Origin of the sequence: Agathobaculum butyriciproducens, from assembly GCA_003096535.1 — a bacterium.
Taxonomy (GTDB): domain Bacteria; phylum Bacillota; class Clostridia; order Oscillospirales; family Butyricicoccaceae; genus Agathobaculum; species Agathobaculum butyriciproducens.
In genome coordinates this window covers 68,629-88,128 of the sequence record QEKJ01000009.1, presented here as the reverse complement: position 1 = coordinate 88,128, position 19,500 = coordinate 68,629, and the positions used below count along the sequence as shown (strand labels likewise).

Here is a 19,500-nt window from a genome sequence, read left to right as displayed (position 1 = left end):
TGAATATCTGGATTACTACAACAACCGCAGGATCAAGGCAAAGCTAAAGGGCTTGCCGCCTGCAATTCACAGACAGCAAGCCCTTTCGGCTGCTTAAACAATTTTTACTTCAAAATATTGTCTAACTTTTTGGGGTCACTTCACATTTGAGATGACGGTTTTTGCCTGTGTTATCCTTTATTCTCCACGCCGGTCAGGTCCTTAACAACTTCGCCTGCAATGATAAGCCCCGCAACAGCAGGCACAAACGCAGTGCTGCCCGGAACCTGCCTGCGCTGGGTGCACTTGCGCGCGGTGCCCGGTGGGCAGATACAGTTCTGGCGGCAGCTGATCGCCATATCGTCGATTGGCGTCATGGCAGGCTCTTTGGAGTAAACAACCTTGAGCTTACGGATACGGCGCTTGCGCAGCTCGTAGCGCATAACACGCGCGAGTGGACAGCCGGAGGTCTTATAAATATCCGTCACTTCCAGCTTGTCAGCGTGAATCTTGTTGCCCGCCCCCATGCAGCTGATGATGCGCGTACCGGCCTTGGTTGCCTGCTCGATCAGCTCGAGCTTGCCGGTTACGGTGTCAATCGCATCCACAACGTAGTCATACTGGGTGAAATCGAACTGAGAAGCGGTCTCAGGCGTGTAAAAAGTTTTGTAAACGTTGACCTTGCAGTCCGGATTGATATCGTGAATACGCTCGGCAGCGGCCTCTACTTTATACTGACCGACCGTCTTGCGGGTAGCGATGATCTGGCGATTGATGTTGGTCAGGCACACCTTATCATCGTCGATGAGGTCAAGTGTGCCGACACCCGAGCGCGCCAACGCTTCTACTGTGTAGCCGCCTACACCGCCGATGCCGAATACCGCAACACGCGCGTTGTACAGGCGCTCCATGCCCTGCTTGCCAAGCAGCAGCTCGGTTCTCGAAAATTGATTGAGCAAGTTTTTTCTCCCTTTCGTGCAGTTTTTCGCTTAGTTATAAGTATAGCGGGGAATGCCTACTGTGTCAATAGGAAAGCTGTCGTTTCCCTGCACCGATTGACCGAGGCCGAACTGCGCAGGCGTGTTCGCCCCTAACGGGCGGGAAGTTTTTCGCTGAACCTCAGCGGGGAGTTGCGCTCTGCGGAGCGCGGGAACGTACGCTGACGCCGCGCGGGCGCACAAGAGGGTAGACACCTGCGGTTTCCACCCTCTTGTGAATCACCCCTTTCCCTTGGATAGTCTGGCGCAGATTACCGACATGTGACCGCTGCGAAAAGGGGAACGGCAGTCGGGTTACCGTTGCGTGTCTTTCTCCGCCTTTTCGCAGTTCACAGACAGCGTACTGCTACACATACGGTTAAATCCACGCAGGCGCAACACAAGGTGAATTGCCCGCAGGGCAAGAGAGGGTCTCCTGGGGGATACCCGTGTTGCGCAATTCTTTAACACGTTATACCGCACGGCACCTACGGATTTAGGCATTTGGTGCAATTTATCTTCGCAGACGCCCTATCTATCATAACGCGCTAACAAATTGTGCGGCACTGTCATGCCGCACCCAACGTAGAATAGCCGACCTGTGTAGCAGAACGGAATCTGACACTGCGAATAGGTAAAGAAATGGGAGCACACTGTGCTCTCCTACGGTAGAAAAAATCCTCTGCCGTTCCCCTATTTCGAAGCGGTCGCCGATCTCTGGTCTGCGCCAGACTCGGAAACAAAGGGAAACGGGAGTTAAGAGGGTAGAAACCGTAGGTGTCTACCCTCTTGCCCGCCGCGCGGGCGCGGCAGGCGCCCGCGCAGTTACACTCGCTTCCAAGCGACCAATGCAACTCCTGCCGAGATAAACTCCGTCACCCAGAACGCATGCCAGACGCCATTCGCGCCCATAATCCTACACAGCACGACCGTGATCGGCAGAATGACCACGGTATACCGGCACAGCGAAATCACGAGTGACGCCGTACCCTTTCCGAGTCCTTCCAGTGCGCCGGACGCCGTAACCGAAACCGCTGAAACAAGAAATCCCACACAGATAATGCGCAGCGCATGTGCACCGATGACCACCGTCCGGATATTTTCGGTGAAAAGCGCCATCAGCGGAGACGCGAACGCCAGACACAGCACAGTGCCGATCATCATAATGCACGCGCACAGCGCAAGCGCTACCTGAAAAATACGGCTGACGCGTTCCCGCTCACCCGCACCGTAGTTGTAACCGATCACCGGACGCATGCCCTGAACAATGCCGCTCGCAGGCAGATACAGGAAAGTCTGCAATTTGTAATAGATGCCGAGCACGACCACATACGCCTGACTGAGCTCAGCCAGCAGCGCATTCAGACACGAGATGAGCAATGACGGCAGCGCCAGATTGAGTGCCGCCGGAATGCCGATCGCATACAGCCGTGCCGTGATGCCTCGAGTACCGTGCAGCCCCTTGCGTGTGATATGCACGGACACCGGCCGCAGTCGATATATCACCAGATAGAACGCCAGCGTTACCAGCTGGCCGATGCCGGTGGCGAGTGCCGCGCCGCGCATGCCGAGCTGCGGGAACGGCCCGATACCGAAGATGAACAGCGGATCCAGCACGATATTTGTCACACAGCCGAGCAGCAGCGCCGTCATGGTCACCTGCATGCGACCCATCGCCTGATAAATCTTCTCGAATGCGAGGCCGACCATGATAATCACCGAAAACGCAAACGCGATGGACGCGTACTGCGTCCCCATCTCCGCTACCTGCTCGGAATCTGTGAACAGCCGCAGGAAACGCGGCATAACGGTGATGCACACGATCATGCTCACCACGCCATGGATAACCGAGCACGCAATACCGCGCGTCGCCGCCGCGTCTGCCTTATCAGTCTCACCGGCACCGAGATGATACGAAATCACCGCGTTGATGCCCACGCCGAAGCCGATAGCGAGCGCGTTTATCAAATTCTGCACCGGATAAACCAGCGACAGTGCTGTTATCGCGTCCTCACCTATTTTTGCAACAAACAGGCTGTCGATGATGTTATACAGCGAGTTCACCAGCATGGAAACCACCATCGGCAGCGCCATTGAGAGCAGCAGCGGCAGTATCGGTTTTTCCCGCATAAAGCGTTGGTTCACGTTCGGTTCCTCCCTTTTGTGCAAATAAAAAAACCGCACGGCCGGAATCCCGGTCGTGCGGCGAAAAAGAACATCTTGAGATGCTGTAAAAATCCACACAAATTTTAGTGAAATAAGTTTATCATAAAAGGTGCGGAATTGTCAAGCCGTCAGTTAATCTCGGTCGGCAGATCGACATAGCTGTCCAGATCGGTCGGCAGCGTAATCTTAACCGCATCGCCGGTAGCGGTTACCTTAGCGACTGCGTTCAGAGTTGCGCTGATGGTCTCGCCCTCTGCCGTAATATCAACCGTACCGGAAATCGCGGTATCGGTAAGCATGCCATTGACTGCCTTCGCGGTAACATTCATATCGCGGGTTTTGATGGAAACACCGTCCAACATGCCGCCGAGCAGCTCATCAAACAGGTCGGAACTGAAGACACTGTTCATGTTGTACTTAACGGTCATACTGCCGCTGCCCTTGGTAATGCTCTCGATCGCGCTGACCGGAACAGAGCTGTTCATAGCAGAAATCTCCATGCCGTTCAGCACATCATCAAAGGACATCGCCATTTTGTACTTGCCCTGTGCACCCATATCCATGTAGTAAGTGCCATTGGTGAAGTAATAGTTAATATCCTGCGAAATACTGGTATCGCCGCCGTTCGCCAAAGACGGGTCGATCGTCATGTTCAGCTTGCCGCTGAATGCCATCACGGACTTGTCCAGCTCCTTGAGGTTCATATCGGTCTTAACCGTCATCGGCATGGACATATCGAGCAGCTTGGTGGTGCCGAGTTTAACGCTTGCCTTGATGTTCATATCCATAGCCATCTTGGACTCCGCCGAGGTGTTCTCCGCAGCGGTGTTGAATGCGTCCGCGTCTGCGAAAAATGCGCCCAGAGAAGCAGCCTTGGTCTTGTCAACCGCACCGTCTGCAACCAGCTTATCGAGCAGAATGCTGTCACTGCCCTTGACATCGGTATCAAGCGCGGTCAGGCTCATTGCAACTACGTTGTCACGCAGGAAATTCTTGGTGCTGCAATTGACATCGTCCACCAGGCCAACCTGCTCACCGAAATCCAGTGCTTTGGCATAGGTGAAATCGCCCTTGGTATCCGAGTAGCCGAGTGCACGCAGCAGGAATGTGGTATACATCTGTGCAGAGCACTTGCCGGTCGGGTTATAGGCAGTCGCACTCATGCCGTTGGCAAGGCCGTTATCGTACAGGTACTGCACATACGGCTTTTCCCAGCCCTTCAGATCGGTAAACGGTGCGGTGTAGGTCAGCTTTTCCGCCTCGGCTTCCTTGCCCAGCAGACGGACCAGCATTGCCGAAGCCTCGGCACGGGTGGGTGCCTTGTCAAGCTGGTAACCCTGATTAGTGCCCTGGAACAGTCCCACGTCCTTCAGGCGGTCCGCACAGTTTGTGAAGTTCGCCGCACCGGCTGTTGCCGTAATACCGGCAGCAACCAGCATGGATGCCAGTGCGATTCTCATCTTTTTCATATTGTCTTCCTCCTTTTAATCGAAACAGCCAATAGCTTATCCTTAATATAGCATAGTTCTTGGAAAAAGTAAACAACAATTCAGAAACGATGCGGCTATCTGATGCATGATTGCAAATCCGCGCAGAACATGGTAAACTAAAGGTGCTTTTTGTCGGTTGTTTTGCCTTTCTGACAGCAATTTTACCATACAGGGATGTTTGCTACATGGTTTTCAGCAGTCTGATTTTTCTATTTTTCTTTTTGCCGGCGGCGCTGTTCTGCTATTATATCGTGCCGCAGAAATTTATCCGAGTGCGGAACGCGGTGCTGCTTTTATTCAGCCTGTTCTTTTATTTCTACGGAGAGCCAAGGCTGATCGGCATGCTAATTTTTTCGATACTGATGAACTACCTGTTCGGTCTGTCCATGCGCAGTACATACAGAAAACCGCTGCTTATTTTGTGCGTTATCGCCAATCTAAGCCTGCTGGGTGTGTTCAAGTATCTGAATTTCTTCATTAGTACGGCGGACAGTCTGCTTGGACTGAGTATTCCGGTGACAGGCATTGTCATGCCGATCGGCATCTCGTTTTACACCTTTCAGGCGCTCAGCTACGTCATTGACGTATACCGCCGGGAGGTTCCGCCGCAGCACGATCTGTTTTCGCTGGCGCTGTACGTCTCCATGTTCCCGCAGCTGATCGCAGGCCCGATCGTACGCTACCACAATGTCAACGTGCAGCTTGCCGTGCGCAAGCACTCGTTTGCGCAGTTTTCCGAGGGTATCAGCCGCTTTCTGTTCGGTCTCAGCAAGAAGGTACTGCTGTCCAATGTGTTCGCGCAGATTGCGGACGGCGTATTCAAATATGCACCGAACGAGCTGTCTGCCGCCGGTGCGTGGATGGGCGCGATTGGCTACACGCTGCAGATTTACTTCGATTTCTCCGGCTACTCGGATATGGCGATCGGTCTCGGCAAAATATTCGGCTTCGAGTTTCTCGAAAACTTCAACTATCCGTACATCAGCAAGTCGGTCACCGAGTTCTGGCGCCGCTGGCATATCTCGCTGTCCACCTGGTTCCGCGACTATGTGTACATTCCGCTGGGCGACAACCGGTGCTCGCCCGCACGGCACATTTTCAATCTGCTCGCCGTATGGACGCTGACCGGCTTCTGGCACGGTGCTAACTGGACATTTATGGCGTGGGGTCTGTACTTTGGCGTGCTGCTCATTCTGGAAAAGAAATTCCTCGCCGGATGGATTACGCGCCTGCCGTCCGTGCTGCAGCACCTCTACGCGCTGTTTTTCATCGTCATCGGCTGGGTGTTCTTCCGCAGCGATTCGATGGGACTGGCGGTGCAGTACCTCGGCAGCATGTTCACTTCGACGGTACCGCTCAATCGGTTCGTAATCGAATATCTGCTGCGGTTCTGGCCGTACCTGCTGTTCGGTGTTGTACTGTCCGCGCCGGTGTTCCCGCGTCTCAAGTCCACCCGTATATGGCGTGTACTGGAGTTTCCGGTGCTGGCTGTCTTGTTCACGCTGTGCCTGATGCGCCTGCTCGCCAGCAGCTATAACCCGTTTATCTACTTTCGTTTCTGAGGAGGCTGAGACCATGAAAAACGCGAAGCATATTGTCAAAACCGTTCTGTTCTGCGGCACGCTGGCCGTTTTTTCGGCTGTCAGTGTATTCAGCCCAAAGGAAAAAGGCTCGTTTTACGAAAACCGCAGGCTGGCGGTCTTTCCGGTGCCGAGCGTCGAGACCGTGCTGGACGGCACGTTTTTCTCCGATGTAGAGACCTATATCAGCGACCACTTTGCCTGCCGTGTTCCACTGCTGCGGCTGAACGTCCGCAAGGAGCTTGCGCTGCACAATCCGGTCGTCAGCAACACGGTTATCGCAGGCGATACGCTGCTGCCCTATCACGGCAAGCCGCGCACCGATTATGACCATGAAAATATGCAGACCGTACTGGATGCGCTCTCGCAGGTGAGCGCGGCGTGTGAGACTGTCGGTGCAAAGTTCGTCTATCTGTCCATTCCCGAGCAGAGCAGTGCTTTGCGGTACAAATATCCGTCGTACCTCACGTCCGGCACCTACACGGATAATTCCATGCGCACGAACTTCCTCGCCGGACTGGATGCGCGCGGCATTGACTGCCTGAACATGGCTGAATATCTCTGTGCGAATCCGGAGAAATATTACAGCAAAACCGACCATCACTACAACTTTTACGGCGCATACGAGACCTATCTGCGCACCATGGAGCACTTGCAGACGCTCGGCATAGACGCACCTGTCACCACCGATGTGACCATCGAGCCGATCGAGCGACCGTTTCTCGGCTCCCGTTCCCGCAAGCTGCTCGGCGAGTACCCCACAGATGACAAGCTGTACCACTTTACGCTTGGCACGCCTGTGCCCTTCACCCGCACGGATAATGGCAAGCCGGTTGCCAGCACGGTGGTCAACGAAAATTTCAACAACGTGTATGATTACTACATGGGCGGTGACATCGGCGAAACCATTATTAAGACAGACCGTCCCGGTCTGCCGCGTATGCTTGTCGTCGGTGATTCGTTCACGAACCCTTTGGAGGGTATCCTGTATACCTCGTGCGACGAAATGCGCAGCCTGGATTACCGCCACTATGACGGCGAGAATATTCTTGATTATATCGCTGATTATCAACCCGATGTCGTGCTGTATGTCCGCGATGATCTGACCTGCATCACCACCGAAGGAAACGGCACGATGGGACTTGCGGAATAAAAAAGACACCCCTCGGGGTGTCTTTTTCAGGTAGGCATGCGGTGTAATTGAGAATGAAAAATCCTTCTCGGGCTTTTACTTCAATTACTGCCAATCAAGCGGCTTCGGTTGCTCAAATGTAGTTGTTGGCTCACAGAAGACGTGCTCATGTGCACTCTTGAGGATGCACTCCATCACCTCAAGCGAATGCAGCGCCATCTCGCCGGAGGCACGCGGCTTGCGGCCCTCCTCGAGCGCGTAGACGAGATCCACCAGACCGATACCGCGCGGGTTCTCGGCGTGGCTGACCGAATTATACGGATGGCTGTTCGGCACGACCGGCCACGGCGCGTTTACGTTCTCCGGACGGCGTTCGGCATCCGCCCAGCGGTACTGGTCGGGCGTGCGCATGAGCGTATCGCCGCCGAACAGGTTGGGACCGGAAATCGGATCCTTTTCATCAATGAGCACCGTACCCTCAGTACCGTAAATCTCCATGCGCGGCAGCTCGGAATCCCAGACGTCAAAACTGCAGGTCAGCGTCACCTGTGCCCCGCACACAAACTCGAGAATCGCGTTGATATGAGTATCCACGTCCACCGGCAGCACCTGTCCCTTGCTCGGGCCGGACGGCACAGTTCGCGTCTCCCCTGCCTTGGTGGCCATTGCGCAGACGCGCTTTACCGGGCCGAGCAGGCTGAGCAGCGCGGTGACGTAGTACGGCCCCATGTCGTACAGCGGGCCCGCACCCGGCTGATAGAAGAATGCCGGAGCCGGATGGTGGAACTCGTGCCCGTGACCGACAAACCACGCACCGCCGCCCGTGATGCGGCCCAGTCTGCCGCTGTCGATCAGCTCGCGGATGTTCTGCAAGCGGCCGCCGAGAAAGGTGTCCGGCGCACAGCCAATCAGCAGTCCCTTCTCCTTGGCGAGCGAAACAAGCTCCCTGCCCTGCTCAAACGTCATCGCCAGCGGCTTCTCCGTGTAGACATGCTTGCCTGCCTTCAAGGCTGCCAGATTATACTCATAATGTGCCTGCGGCGTTGTCAGATTGAGAATAATGTCAATATCCGGGTCAGCGATCAGCTCCATACCGGAGGCGTATGCCTTGGGAATACCGTGCTCCGCTGCCTTGCGCTGTGCCTTCTCCAGTCCGCGTGAGGCACACGCCACCACCTCGACTGCGTCATACTTTTTCAGATTGTTCAGGTAAACATTGCTGATGTCGCCAATGCCAATTACACCAACGCGTAATTTCTTCATCTTATGTTCCTCCCTTTGCTCTTTGACCATATTATAAAAGGAATGCGGGTGGTTGTCTTACAATATCTTGCGATTTCTTACAGGCAGGAGACAGGAGTTTCGGTTGCGGTTTATCGCTGCGCAGGAGACCACCGGCCACCCGACAACACGGGAAATCACCGCCCGCTCCTCACTTCTGCCTCCTCATTTCTCACTTTTTACGACTTGCATGTGCGGATATGCAATATCAATGCCTTCCGCGTCATAGGTAAGCTTAATGCCCTCGAGCACGGCGCACTTGAGCGCGAATGCAGTGGCGTTATCCTTCGCCCACAGCGATGCACGCAGAACAACCGCGGAATCCGCCAGCTCAAGCACAACGACCGGCACATCGGGCACGCCGTCCTTTTTCTGCTGCTCGGTGCGAATATCGAGGAAGGCCGGCTGCTTCCGCACCTCGCGGGCGAGCAGCTCTTTGGCTTTTTTGAGATCGCTTTCGTAGGTAATCCCCACTGTCAGGAACACGCAGACCTTGCTGTCCGCATAGTCGGCGTTCTCGATGATGGCACTGTTCATCTTGCTGTTTGGGATGATAACGCGCTTGTTCTCGAACGTGCGGACTGCAGTATGGTGCAGCGTGATCTCCTCAACGCAGCCGGTGATGTCATTATCGACATAGCGCACGACATCGCCCATCTTAAACGGCTTGAATGCGAGGATCATCACGCCGCTGACCACGCTGCCGAGGGCTTCCTGTGCAGCAAGACCGGCAACCACCGCGATCACACCGCCGGTAGCCAGCAGAGTACGCACCGCACTCGACAGCACCGGAATCGCACCTACGATGACCATGCCGCCCGCAAAGTACACCGCAGCAACCGCTATGTAGCGCACAAATCCTAAGACGGTCGCAATACTGCTGTTCGTTTTCCGGTGACGGTCAACCAGCTTTTTCATCAGCCGATTGACCAGTCCGGCCGCCGCCAGCGTCAGGAGCAGCACCGCCACGGCCAGTATTCCCGTGGAAATCAGCTTTCCCAGCGGCGATTCCATAAATTCTGTAAACCATTCAAACATCAGGGTTCCCTCTCTTTCCGGAGATAGGTTTATTATAGCGTATCTGCGGGTACGATACAATAGGAAAAGCCTCGGAGCATACATCTCCGAGGCTTTTCACACGTTCATAAATGATATCCTGTCGTTTGCCTGATGCTATCACCGCATAACCTCCACGAATGCAGGTTGCCCGGCAGGATGCTTACCCTTCCGGATAAAACTCCACCGACGGTTCGGTCAGATGCTCATACATACGCACGAACGAGCTTTCCATATACGCCGAGAGAAAACCGTTCAGTACGGCAGTCAGGCATAGCGCCGCCACCAGAGCTGCCGCGAACACCGCAATCGCCATGCCGGTGCTCATCACAGTCACACCGACCGTGCCGAGCAGGATACATCCCCAGAGGACAACCGCCGTCAGGATATACCAGCCGATAAAGCTGAGGTCGAACACAAACAGCTTCATCAGATTTCCGCGAAACGCCCATGAAGCCTCACGCGTAGCCGCCCATGCGCTGCGGTTCTCGTCCTGCGCGAGCAGGAGCCAGCCAGCATTGTAGGTCTGCAGCTTAACGCGAATCGGAATCATCACCAGCAGGTACACAACCTGCAGCGCTCCCGCAATCACCTGATACTGTGCTGTATCCGAGACAGCCACAGCAACCGAAAATACGATTGCCGAATAGATGACGGTCGGCACGATTGACCAGATAATGCCGCGCAGCCACAGCGTAAACACCATGCGGATGCCCGCCCAGACACTTTTCAGCGAGGTAAACGGATACATGAGTGTACCCACCGTTACATCCTCGCCGTGTGCGAGACCGATGTAAAAGTGCATAAGGCCGAACTGCAGGGGGCCTGTGATTGCCAGCATGAGCGCAATGCACAGCCAGATGGTATTCAGTCCGCGCGAGAGCGCCGCCATCAGCTGGTAATCGTTTGCGCTGACGCCGCCTGCGATGAGCGCGAACGCTCTGCCGAACACGGAAACGTACAGGATCACCATAAGCAGCACATACGGCACGAGATACATCAGCTGGATGCCGATACACCGGCCAAGGTTTTCCATTACACACACCTTCTGCTCCCGCTTGAGCTGTCTGCGGGTCTCAGCTGTAAAACTGTTCATAAAATTCTCCATTTTCTTTATCATTCACCGACGTAAACGACCTCATCCCGTTTGGAATAGGTGGAACTGTTGGCCAGCACCTCGGTCGTCTTGCCGTTTTCAGTAATCTGCTTGTAGGTCTTGGTCGAGTAGCCCGTGATGCCCGAGGTCTCCACGCGGCTGTCGCCTGCCTCCATCGAGCTGTCCGTCTTTGTAACGGTCTCCGGCTTATAGGTCTCGAGCACCTCTGTGCGAGTCGTGACCGTCTTGTCACTCGTTTTGGTGCCGACAATGGTCATGATCATCTGACCGTCGGTCTGCTCGGCAAGAATCTTGACCGGATACGCCGTATTGTTGACGAACCGGAAATCCAGATTGCCGTAATCCACGGTTGCGTCCTCGCCGAGCGGTGTGTAGGACACGGTAAACGAATGATTATGCCGTTCGGTCACCTTCAAATCGGCACGCAGCACGGCCATGTACAGCGTCGAGGACGGCTGGCAGACACCGCCGCCGAACTCGTCAATAATCTTGCCGCCCGAGTAGGCGTGCGCCTCCTGATAACCGCGTGCGGCTGTGCGCTCGCCAACCGTGCCATTATAGGAAAACTCGTCGCCCGGATTGAGGATGGTGCCGTTGATGGCTTTAGCCGCCAGACGGATGTTGTTCGTACGCGGTGCATTGCCCTCGTCGAGATTGGTCGCCGTGCGCGCGAGCGTATCGTGGAACAGCTTCGCCTTGAGCGTTTCTGCCGTGATGGACGGCTGGGTGATCGCCACCGGAATGGTGTAGGTCTCCTGCGAGCCGTCGCCGATGATCTCCCTGGCCTTATCGGTGTCGAACGATACGCCTGCCTTGCCGGCAATGATGGTCTTGCCGTCCTCCTTGCTGACGGTGGCATTGACCGGGTCACCGATAATGTCGGCTGCGATCTTGTCAACGTCAATCGCCGGAGCGGCTGTCACCTCGGTCGAGACCTCATACGGCTCAAAGTCCATCAGGCGGATCTGATCGGTCAGCGCCTGCTCTACCGCATCCGTGTCAAACTTGACGCCCGGCTTGCCGGAATGCACGATCAGATTGCTGTCCTTCAGCTCCCAGGTCGGATTGACCGGCTCGGTCAGCGCCGTGTCCGCGATTTCGTTGAGCGTGCCGCGCAGGCTTTCCTCGTCTACGGTTGCCGCAATCTGCGCCTCTCTTTGACCGCGCATTGCGCCGATGATATCGCGCACGCGCTCGAGCGGATTGCCGGTGCGGCCTATTTCATAGGCGTTCTCGGCGGACTGGATGCCGTCCACGTTTTTCAGCACCTTATCGACCGGAATATCATAGTTGGAGCCGTAAATCGTCACCGTGACATTCTTGCCCTCGTACAGCGGCGCACTCTGGTCCTCGATGGTGTTTGCCGCATCATCGCGGTTCATGCCCCCGACCGCGATCGGTCCGACAGTCACGCCCGGAAAAACATTCGGGTAGCAGTACACATAGCCGAATGCACCAGCTGCCGCCGCAATGACAACCCCGACGGCAATCTTTACACCGATAGGAACACGACGTTTCTTCTTCGGCTGCTTCGCTTCCGTCCGGATGACCTGCGCCGGTTTTTCCGGCTTTGGGGCCTGTTTTTTGATCAAATGCGCTCCCTTCTTCGGTTTATTTGCGCTTTTATCTGCCATGAGTATACCTCTTAACTAATCTATGTCTATGCTTGAAATTGTTTACTGATGTAACGAAAACGTCAAATGCATCGTCTTTCCCCTTTGTGCTGTATTTCATTTGTCTGATGTTTCCACGCCGAAGCGCGCATGAAATAGAATTTGCTGTGCAAATTCCAAAAAAGAGGGAGCATATATCACTCTTTTTTAACATCCGGAGGGAGAAAGTTTCCGCATGGGAACTTTCGGACGACTTTGGAACGGTCTATGGTCCGTTCCTGCTTGTCGGCGAAACCACGGTTTCGCGACAGCCATTCGACAGGTACACCTTTATATTATAGCGCCCTGTATTCATGATAGCAACCACAAATTCGGATAAATTCGGTATATGCCGTCATAATCTGTCGCTTTAACTTGCTATCAGATGTATTTTCTGATATAGTATTATTAGTATGCTAAAATTTTTTGTGAAAAAGAGGAGTAAATGTAAGTGAAACAATTAGGACTGTTAATTCGACTGATTATCGGCATCATCGCCGGTATCCTCATCGGTATGTGCGGACAGTGGTTCGGCATCGCGGACACTGCGTTCTTCGTTACCATCATCCGCCTGCTGGCAACCTTTACCTCGCTGTTCTCGACCTTCCTGTCGTTCATGATCCCGCTGATCATCCTGTCGTTCATCACGGTCGGCATGGCAGAGCTTGGCAAGAAGGCCAACCGTCTGTTCGGTCTGACCCTGCTGTTGGCCTACGGTACAACCGTTATCTCCGGTCTGCTGACCTTCTTCATCGGCAAGGCCGTTCTGCCGGGACTGATTCAGCCCATCACCGGCGATGTACTCGAGAGCAACGCCTTTGAGCCGCTGTTCACCATCACCGTTGACCCGATATTCGGCGTTATGACGGCGCTCGTGTTCGCATTCGTGCTCGGCATCGGCATGGCAAACCTCAAGGGCGATTCCCTGCTGAACGTTTTCCGCGATCTGCAGAAGATCGTTACCGGCGTACTCAGCCGCATTATCATTCCGCTGATTCCGATCCACATCGCAGGTCTGTTCGCCAACATCGCAGCCGAGGGCCGTCTGGCGGCTACCGTCAAGATGTTCGCTTCCCTGTATGCTATCATTATTGTGCTGCAGCTGCTGTACATCTTGTCTCAGTTTGGTCTGGCAAGCATCGTCTGCCGCAAGAATCACTTCAAAAGCATGAAGAACGCCGCTCCAGCGTACTTTACCGCACTCGGCACCCAGTCGTCTGCATCGACTATTCCGATTGCACTGAACTGTGCATATAATAACAACATCAACAACGACGTTGCCGACTTTGTCGTTCCGCTGTGCGCTACCATCAACCTCAACGGTGATACCATCTGCCTCGTACTCGGCTCGATGGGTATCATGCTTGCAAGCGGCATGAACCCGACCTTTGCCATGTTTGCTCCGTTTGTATTCATGCTGGGCGTTACCATGGTTGCGGCTCCGGGTGTACCGGGCGGCGGCGTTATGTCGGCACTCGGCCTGATCACCTCGATGCTCGGCTTCACCGACCCGATGCAGCAGCTTATCATTGCCCTGCACTTCTCGCAGGACAGTTTCGGCACTGCTACCAACGTCACCGGCGACCAGGCGATTGCCCTCATCGTGGACAAAGTAGACCGTTCTGCTTCCGAAAAATAACCGAGAAGCTGTTTTCATAACCATCCCTTGGCCATAAAAACAACTTCTACTCTCCTGAAAGGCGGCGATTCCGGTAAATGGATATTCTGCTCGATATTGTGCATTCAGTTGACTACGGCGTTCTCGCGTACATCTCGGAGCACTGGCGCGGTGGTCTGTCCGACACGGTCTGGAAGGTGTTCTCCCTGCTGGGCAGCTATGGTGCTGTCTGGATTACGCTTGCCGTACTGCTGCTGTTCTTCCGGCGAACACGCCGCGCCGGCGCGGCGATGCTGATCGCGCTCGGCGTCGGTTTTCTGCTTGGCAATGTGTTCCTCAAGAACCTTGTCATGCGGCCGCGTCCGTTTGTCACCCACACCGACCTGACGGCGCTGCTCGTTCCGGAGGACCCGTGGTCGTTTCCGTCCGGGCACACGCTCAGCTCGTTTGCGGCAGCTTCGGCGCTGTACTTCTTCCACCATAAGACCGGTTTTCTGGCCTTTCTGCTGGCGGCAGCCATTGCGTTTTCACGGCTGTATGCCAGCGTCCATTACCCGACCGACGTACTGACCGGTGCGGTCATCGGCGTGCTGTGCGGCATCATCGCTGCATGGCTGACCGACCGCGTTACCGACCAGTGCCACACACTCCGGCTGAGAAAGGGCAAAAAATGAATCAATACAAACGCCTTCTCGGCAATACCTTTATCTTCGCGATAGGCACGTTCAGTTCCAAGATTCTCGTTATCCTCATGCTGCGTTTCTACACTGGCATGATGACGCAGGATGAAATGGGTGTCGCTGACCTGATCATCAAGACCACCAGCATTCTGTATCCGGTGGTGTCGCTGTCCATCGGACAGGCGGTCATCCGCTACGGACTTGAGCGCAAGTATTACAAGCGCAGTGTGTTTACCATTGCGCTTGTGACCGTGCTGTGCGGCTTTATTATCGCACTGCCGTTCCATCCTCTGCTGAGTCTCATCCACTATAACACCTCGGCGGGTGTTACCGGCTCACTGCTTGAGTATCAGTGGATCATCTACCTGTATGTTCTGACCTCGTGCACGCAGAATGTGTGCAGCCAGTTCATCCGCGCGCTTGGACACGTCCGCCTGTACGCGATCGACGGCATTTTCCGTACGTTCGTCACCATCATGCTGAACATCCTCTACCTGAAGGTGTTCCGTTGGAACATCCTCGGCTATGTGTTCTCCATCATCTGCTCGGACGCACTTTCCACTGTTTGCCTGTTCATTATCGCCGGTTTGTGGAAGTACGTCAAGCTCAAGCGTCTGGACACACACCTGTGGCGCGGAATGCTGGCGTACTCGCTGCCGCTCGTGCCGGATGCGATTCTCGTGTATATTATCGGCTTCTCGGATCAGGTGTTCCTCGCTTCCATGCAGGATACCGCAGTCAGCGCCATCTACTCGATTGCCTACCGTGTGCCGACACTGATCGCGCTTGTCGCGTCCATCTTTGTTGATGCATGGCAGATATCCATGGTCAACAACAACACCAAGGAGGAACAGATCACGTTCTTCTCGAACGTCGGCAACACATACTCGTCCATCGTGTTCATCATCGCGTCCGGCGGCGTAATGTGCGCCAAGCTGGCTATGACCGTGCTTGCCGTGCCCAGCTACTATATCGGCTGGACGTTCATCCCGATTCTGGCGGTCGGCGCGGGCTTCAACTGCCTGTCCAGCTTCCAGAAAAGCGTGTACCTGCTGGAAAAGAAGACGGTCGCGTCCTTCCTGTCCACGGCGTTCTCCGCGGTTATTAACATTGGTCTGAACGCCCTGCTCATCCCGCGGATGGGCGGCACGGGTGCGGCGCTGGCAACGCTCATCAGCTATGTGGCTCTGTTCCTGTACCGTGCAATCGACAGCCGTCGGTTCATGCCGGTCCGCTGGAAGGTGCCGCGCCTGACGCTGACCGTGATTTTGCTTGCCGTGCAGTCCGTACTCATGCTGCTCGAGCCGCCGCTGTGGCTCGTCTGGCAGATTGTACTGTTCGGCGCGGTTGCGGCACTCAACAGCCGCGAGATGCTGCTCAGTGTCAAAAAGCTGCTGCATCGAGCATAAGCTTATATGCAAGGGGAATGTCTGTGGGGCGTTCCCTTTTTTGCGCTCCGAAAAGGAGAACGGCAGTCGGGTTATTCTTGCATTTGCTTCGCAACCCTTTCGCAGTTCACAGATAGCGTACTGCTACACATGCGATTTACAAGGTAAATTGCCCGAAGGTCAAAAGAAGCCGCTCTTCACTCTGAGGATAATCCTCCATTACTCAACCGAATGGAACGAAAAAAAGACAGACGAAAAATCGTCTGTCTTTTTGCGTTAGATGGAAAAATTAAGCGTTCCGTTATTGACAAGATCCTCGAGCGTGACCGAATCAACGTAATTGTTGATCGCATCATACAGGCCGCGCCAGAAATTCAGCGTGATGCACTCCTCCGCGCGCACGCAGTCCACCGGCTCGTGCTCCAAACACGCCACCGGCGCAAGAGAGCCTTCGGTAATACGCAGAATATCGCCCACGGTATACTCCGAAGGATGCCGCGCCAGCTGATAGCCGCCCTGTGCGCCTCGCGTCGAGATAACAAAGCCCGCACGCGAAAGCTGCACCACGATCTGCTCCAGATACTTGGCTGAGATCTGCTGTCGCTTGGAGATATCGCGCAGCGGAATGTAGCCGCCTGCGTCATGCTGCGCCAGGTCGATCATCAGACGAAGCGCATATCTTCCTTTGGTTGAAATCTTCATAGTTGCAAATTCCCCTTTTCACTAATATACCACAGGTTTACTATGAATTCAAGTCCAAACCGATTTTGTTTACAATTTTTTCAGAATTGCCTCAATATGCTCATTGGCCTGCTCCACTTCCCAGTGCAGCTCGGTCGCAGAGATACGCTCCGCGCCATGGCCGAGAATAATCATCTGCTCCATGCCGTCCGATGTAGCCACACGAACACGGTGCTTGCGCGACAGGTCGTAGGAGGCCTGCTCGATGTACATATCCGCGGTTTCGGCCTCCTTGGTGTACACGATATGGATACCGCCGCGCTGCTCGATCGAGCCGGTGCCGCCTTTGACCTTATAGGCATCGAACACGAGAATAAGATGACACCTGCGCACGCCCTGATAATTGCTCAGCACGTTGACGAGCGCTTCGCGGGCGGCGTTGACATCACGGGCGGCAATGTCGCGCAGCTCGTCCCACGAGAAGATGATGTTGTAGCCGTCCACGAGCAGATAATCGTCCTCACGGATGCGGGTGACGTACAGCTGCTCGAGCGTCGCGGCCTTTTTACGGCTCTGCTGGAAGGCTTCAAAGCCGCGGTTTTTGACTGGACCGTAGGTGCGTTCAAACAAGGCCCGCAGTTCCGCATCGCCGCCGAAGCCGTCTCCGCCGCCTGTGCCGGAGGAACGCACCGGACGGACTTGTTCCGGCTCTTCTTCCTTAGGTTTAAGCACGTTTGAGGTATCCGCATGCGCGTGCTCCGGCACTTCATCCCACTTGACAACGTAGCCCGCACCGTGCGAACAGAACACGGAATCCGGCGTATTTTCCACATCGGCGGTCGGGTCGTAGGCGGCTGCCGAGATGACTTCCTCCGCGTTGTGGCAGGGTGCGTAGCCGTCCGGTGTGCACGACAGCCGACCGCGTCCCTTGGTGTACGCCGCAACCTCGGTCCAGTAGTTGCGCATGGTGGAAACCGGCGCCGTTCCGGTCAGAATCGAGCCGTGAGCACCCTGCTCGGGCGGCTCGAACGTGCCGTTCATTCGCTGAATGTCGGTCATGGCGCGTCCGACGCACTCGTCCGGCAGCTCCAGCCGGAAGACGTAATACGGCTCGAGCAGCAGGCTCTCGGTGCGCATCAGGCCGTTGCGGACGGCGCGGTAGGTCGCCTCGCGGAAGTCACCGCCTTCCGTGTGCTTGACGTGTGCGCGGCCTGCAAGGATGGTTATCTTCACATCCGTGATGGGTGCACCGGTCAGCACGCCCAAGTGCGTTTTTTCCGCCAGATGCGTGAGGATCAATCGCTGCCAGTTCAGGTCGAGCACATCGGTCGGACACGCCGTTGACAGTTGAATGCCGCTGCCGCGCTCTGCCGGTTCAAGCAGCAGATGCACCTCAGCGTAATGCCGCAGCGGCTCGAAATGGCCGATGCCGATCACCGGCTCGGTGATGGTCTCACGGTAGACGATACTGCCCTCGTCAAAGGTCACATCCTCGCCGAAGCGTTCCGCAATAACGCTGGTGAGGATTTCCAGCTGCACCTCGCCCATGAGCTGCAAATGGATTTCGCCTAATCGTTCGTTCCACACCACGCGAAGCTGCGGGTCCTCCTCCTCGAGCTGGCGCAGATTGCGCAGCATGACATGCGCATCACACCCTTCCGGCAGGCACACGCGGTACCCGAGAACGGGTTCCAGAACCGGCGGCAGCGCACCGGCTTCCGCGCCAAGACCCATACCCGGACGGGTATGGGTGAGCCCAGTTACGGCGCATACCATGCCGCTCTCGACGCGCTCGGCCGTGCGGAATTTTTCACCCGAGTAGATGCGGATGCCGCTCACCTTTTCCTGCCAGCCGCCGTCCTCGCTGCCCGAAAGCTGCTCACGCACGGAAAGCGCACCGCCGGTGATTTTCAAGTACGACAGGCGGTTGCCCTGTGCGTCACGCGCGATTTTGAACACACGCGCACCGAAGTCCGCGCCGTACTGCGGTGCAGGAAGATAGCGTTCCAGACCATCTAGCAGCGCGTCCACGCCGTCCAGTCCCAGCGCCGAGCCGAAGTAGCACGGGAACGCTTTTCGTTCCGCAACCAGCTGTGCAATCTGGCTGTCATCCACCATTCCTGTCTCAAGGTACTGCTCGAGCAGACCTTCATCGCACACGGCAAGCTCCTCTGCCATTGTATCCGTCGAAGTGAAGTCCACGCAGCCGCTGTCCAGCCGCGATTTCAGCTCCTGCAGGAGTGCATTTCGGTCTGCGCCGTCCAAATCCATCTTGTTGATGAACAGAAACGTAGGGATTCCCTGCCGCGTCAGCAGCCGCCACAGCGTTTCCGTATGCGCCTGCACGCCGTCCGTGCCGCTTATGACCAGCACCGCACAGTCGAGCACCTGCAGTGTGCGCTCCATCTCCGCCGAAAAGTCAACGTGACCGGGCGTGTCCAGCAGTGTCACCTCGGTGTGCGGCAGGGAGAACTCCGCCTGCTTGGAGAAAATTGTGATGCCGCGCGCGCGCTCGAGCGCAAACGTATCGAGGAACGCATCCTGATGGTCCACACGGCCTAATTTTTTCAGCGCACCCGCCTGATACAGCATGGCTTCCGACAGAGTGGTTTTTCCGGCATCAACGTGCGCCGTGATGCCAATACAGATATGTTTCATAGCAAAATTCGCTTTCATGTTCGAGTGATTCTAACTCCTACTATT

Annotated in this window: 15 protein-coding genes; 6 read left to right on the top strand and 9 right to left on the bottom strand. The window is 55.5% G+C overall.

Going from position 1 to position 19,500, the window contains the following annotated elements; translation table 11 throughout:
* Positions 1-97: IS3 family transposase (locus C7386_RS08385; RefSeq protein ID WP_133241578.1), on the top strand; the 97-nt coding region annotated here is incomplete at its 5' end.
* 73 nt (positions 98-170) lie between these two features.
* On the opposite strand, the gene C7386_RS08380 is transcribed toward C7386_RS08385, so the two are convergent.
* From C7386_RS08380 to C7386_RS08370, 3 genes are all read right to left on the bottom strand, one after another.
* Complete coding sequence (locus C7386_RS08380) at positions 171-938, bottom strand: tRNA threonylcarbamoyladenosine dehydratase (RefSeq protein ID WP_110436730.1); 768 nt, start codon at positions 936-938, stop codon at positions 171-173.
* An 843-nt stretch (positions 939-1,781) separates the two neighbouring features.
* Complete coding sequence (locus tag C7386_RS08375; protein WP_116705274.1) at positions 1,782-3,101, bottom strand: MATE family efflux transporter; 1,320 nt, start codon at positions 3,099-3,101, stop codon at positions 1,782-1,784.
* A gap of 149 nt (positions 3,102-3,250) precedes the next feature.
* The gene (locus C7386_RS08370) at positions 3,251-4,591 is read right to left on the bottom strand and encodes an S-layer homology domain-containing protein (protein WP_116705273.1); all 1,341 of its coding nucleotides are present in this window, start codon (positions 4,589-4,591) and stop codon (positions 3,251-3,253) included.
* A 362-nt stretch (positions 4,592-4,953) separates the two neighbouring features.
* Between C7386_RS08370 and C7386_RS08365 the strand changes: the two genes are divergently transcribed.
* Together C7386_RS08365 and C7386_RS08360 are read left to right on the top strand one after the other, a co-directional pair.
* A complete protein-coding gene (locus C7386_RS08365; protein ID WP_318261267.1) occupies positions 4,954-6,174 on the top strand; it encodes an MBOAT family O-acyltransferase in 1,221 nt (406 codons plus the stop codon).
* Positions 6,175-6,187: 13 nt separating this feature from the next.
* Positions 6,188-7,345 (top strand): DHHW family protein, encoded by a 1,158-nt coding sequence (locus tag C7386_RS08360; RefSeq protein ID WP_116705271.1) that lies wholly within the window; start codon positions 6,188-6,190, stop codon positions 7,343-7,345.
* Positions 7,346-7,429: 84 nt separating this feature from the next.
* On the opposite strand, the gene C7386_RS08355 is transcribed toward C7386_RS08360, so the two are convergent.
* From C7386_RS08355 to C7386_RS08340, 4 genes are all read right to left on the bottom strand, one after another.
* On the bottom strand, positions 7,430-8,587 hold the full coding sequence (locus C7386_RS08355) for a Gfo/Idh/MocA family protein (RefSeq protein WP_110436725.1): 1,158 nt from the start codon (positions 8,585-8,587) through the stop codon (positions 7,430-7,432).
* 183 nt (positions 8,588-8,770) lie between these two features.
* Positions 8,771-9,643, bottom strand: coding sequence for a mechanosensitive ion channel family protein (locus tag C7386_RS08350; RefSeq protein WP_165815512.1), 873 nt, complete (start codon positions 9,641-9,643; stop codon positions 8,771-8,773).
* Positions 9,644-9,824: 181 nt separating this feature from the next.
* A complete protein-coding gene (locus C7386_RS08345; RefSeq protein WP_165815511.1) occupies positions 9,825-10,757 on the bottom strand; it encodes a DUF975 family protein in 933 nt (310 codons plus the stop codon).
* A gap of 20 nt (positions 10,758-10,777) precedes the next feature.
* Entirely contained in the window at positions 10,778-12,412 is a 1,635-nt protein-coding gene (locus C7386_RS08340) for a VanW family protein (protein ID WP_116705269.1), read from the bottom strand.
* Between the two features lie 469 nt (positions 12,413-12,881).
* On the opposite strand from C7386_RS08340, the gene C7386_RS08335 reads away from it, so the two are divergent.
* The 3 genes from C7386_RS08335 to C7386_RS08325 all read left to right on the top strand — a co-directional run bounded on the left by C7386_RS08335 (position 12,882) and on the right by C7386_RS08325 (position 16,137).
* Positions 12,882-14,069, top strand: coding sequence for a cation:dicarboxylate symporter family transporter (locus tag C7386_RS08335; RefSeq protein ID WP_116705268.1), 1,188 nt, complete (start codon positions 12,882-12,884; stop codon positions 14,067-14,069).
* 77 nt (positions 14,070-14,146) lie between these two features.
* Entirely contained in the window at positions 14,147-14,722 is a 576-nt protein-coding gene (locus C7386_RS08330) for a phosphatase PAP2 family protein (RefSeq protein WP_110436720.1), read from the top strand.
* Positions 14,719-16,137 carry a lipopolysaccharide biosynthesis protein gene (locus C7386_RS08325; RefSeq protein WP_165815510.1) on the top strand — a complete coding sequence of 473 codons (1,419 nt, stop codon included), beginning with the start codon at positions 14,719-14,721 and terminating at the stop codon, positions 16,135-16,137. The genes C7386_RS08330 and C7386_RS08325 overlap by 4 nt, the downstream gene beginning before the upstream one ends.
* A gap of 255 nt (positions 16,138-16,392) precedes the next feature.
* On the opposite strand, the gene C7386_RS08320 is transcribed toward C7386_RS08325, so the two are convergent.
* Entirely contained in the window at positions 16,393-16,818 is a 426-nt protein-coding gene (locus C7386_RS08320; protein ID WP_116705266.1) for an RrF2 family transcriptional regulator, read from the bottom strand.
* A 69-nt stretch (positions 16,819-16,887) separates the two neighbouring features.
* Positions 16,888-19,455: an NYN domain-containing protein gene (locus C7386_RS08315; RefSeq protein WP_116705276.1), complete on the bottom strand. Its 2,568-nt coding sequence runs from the start codon at positions 19,453-19,455 to the stop codon at positions 16,888-16,890.
* Positions 19,456-19,500 lie beyond the last annotated feature (45 nt).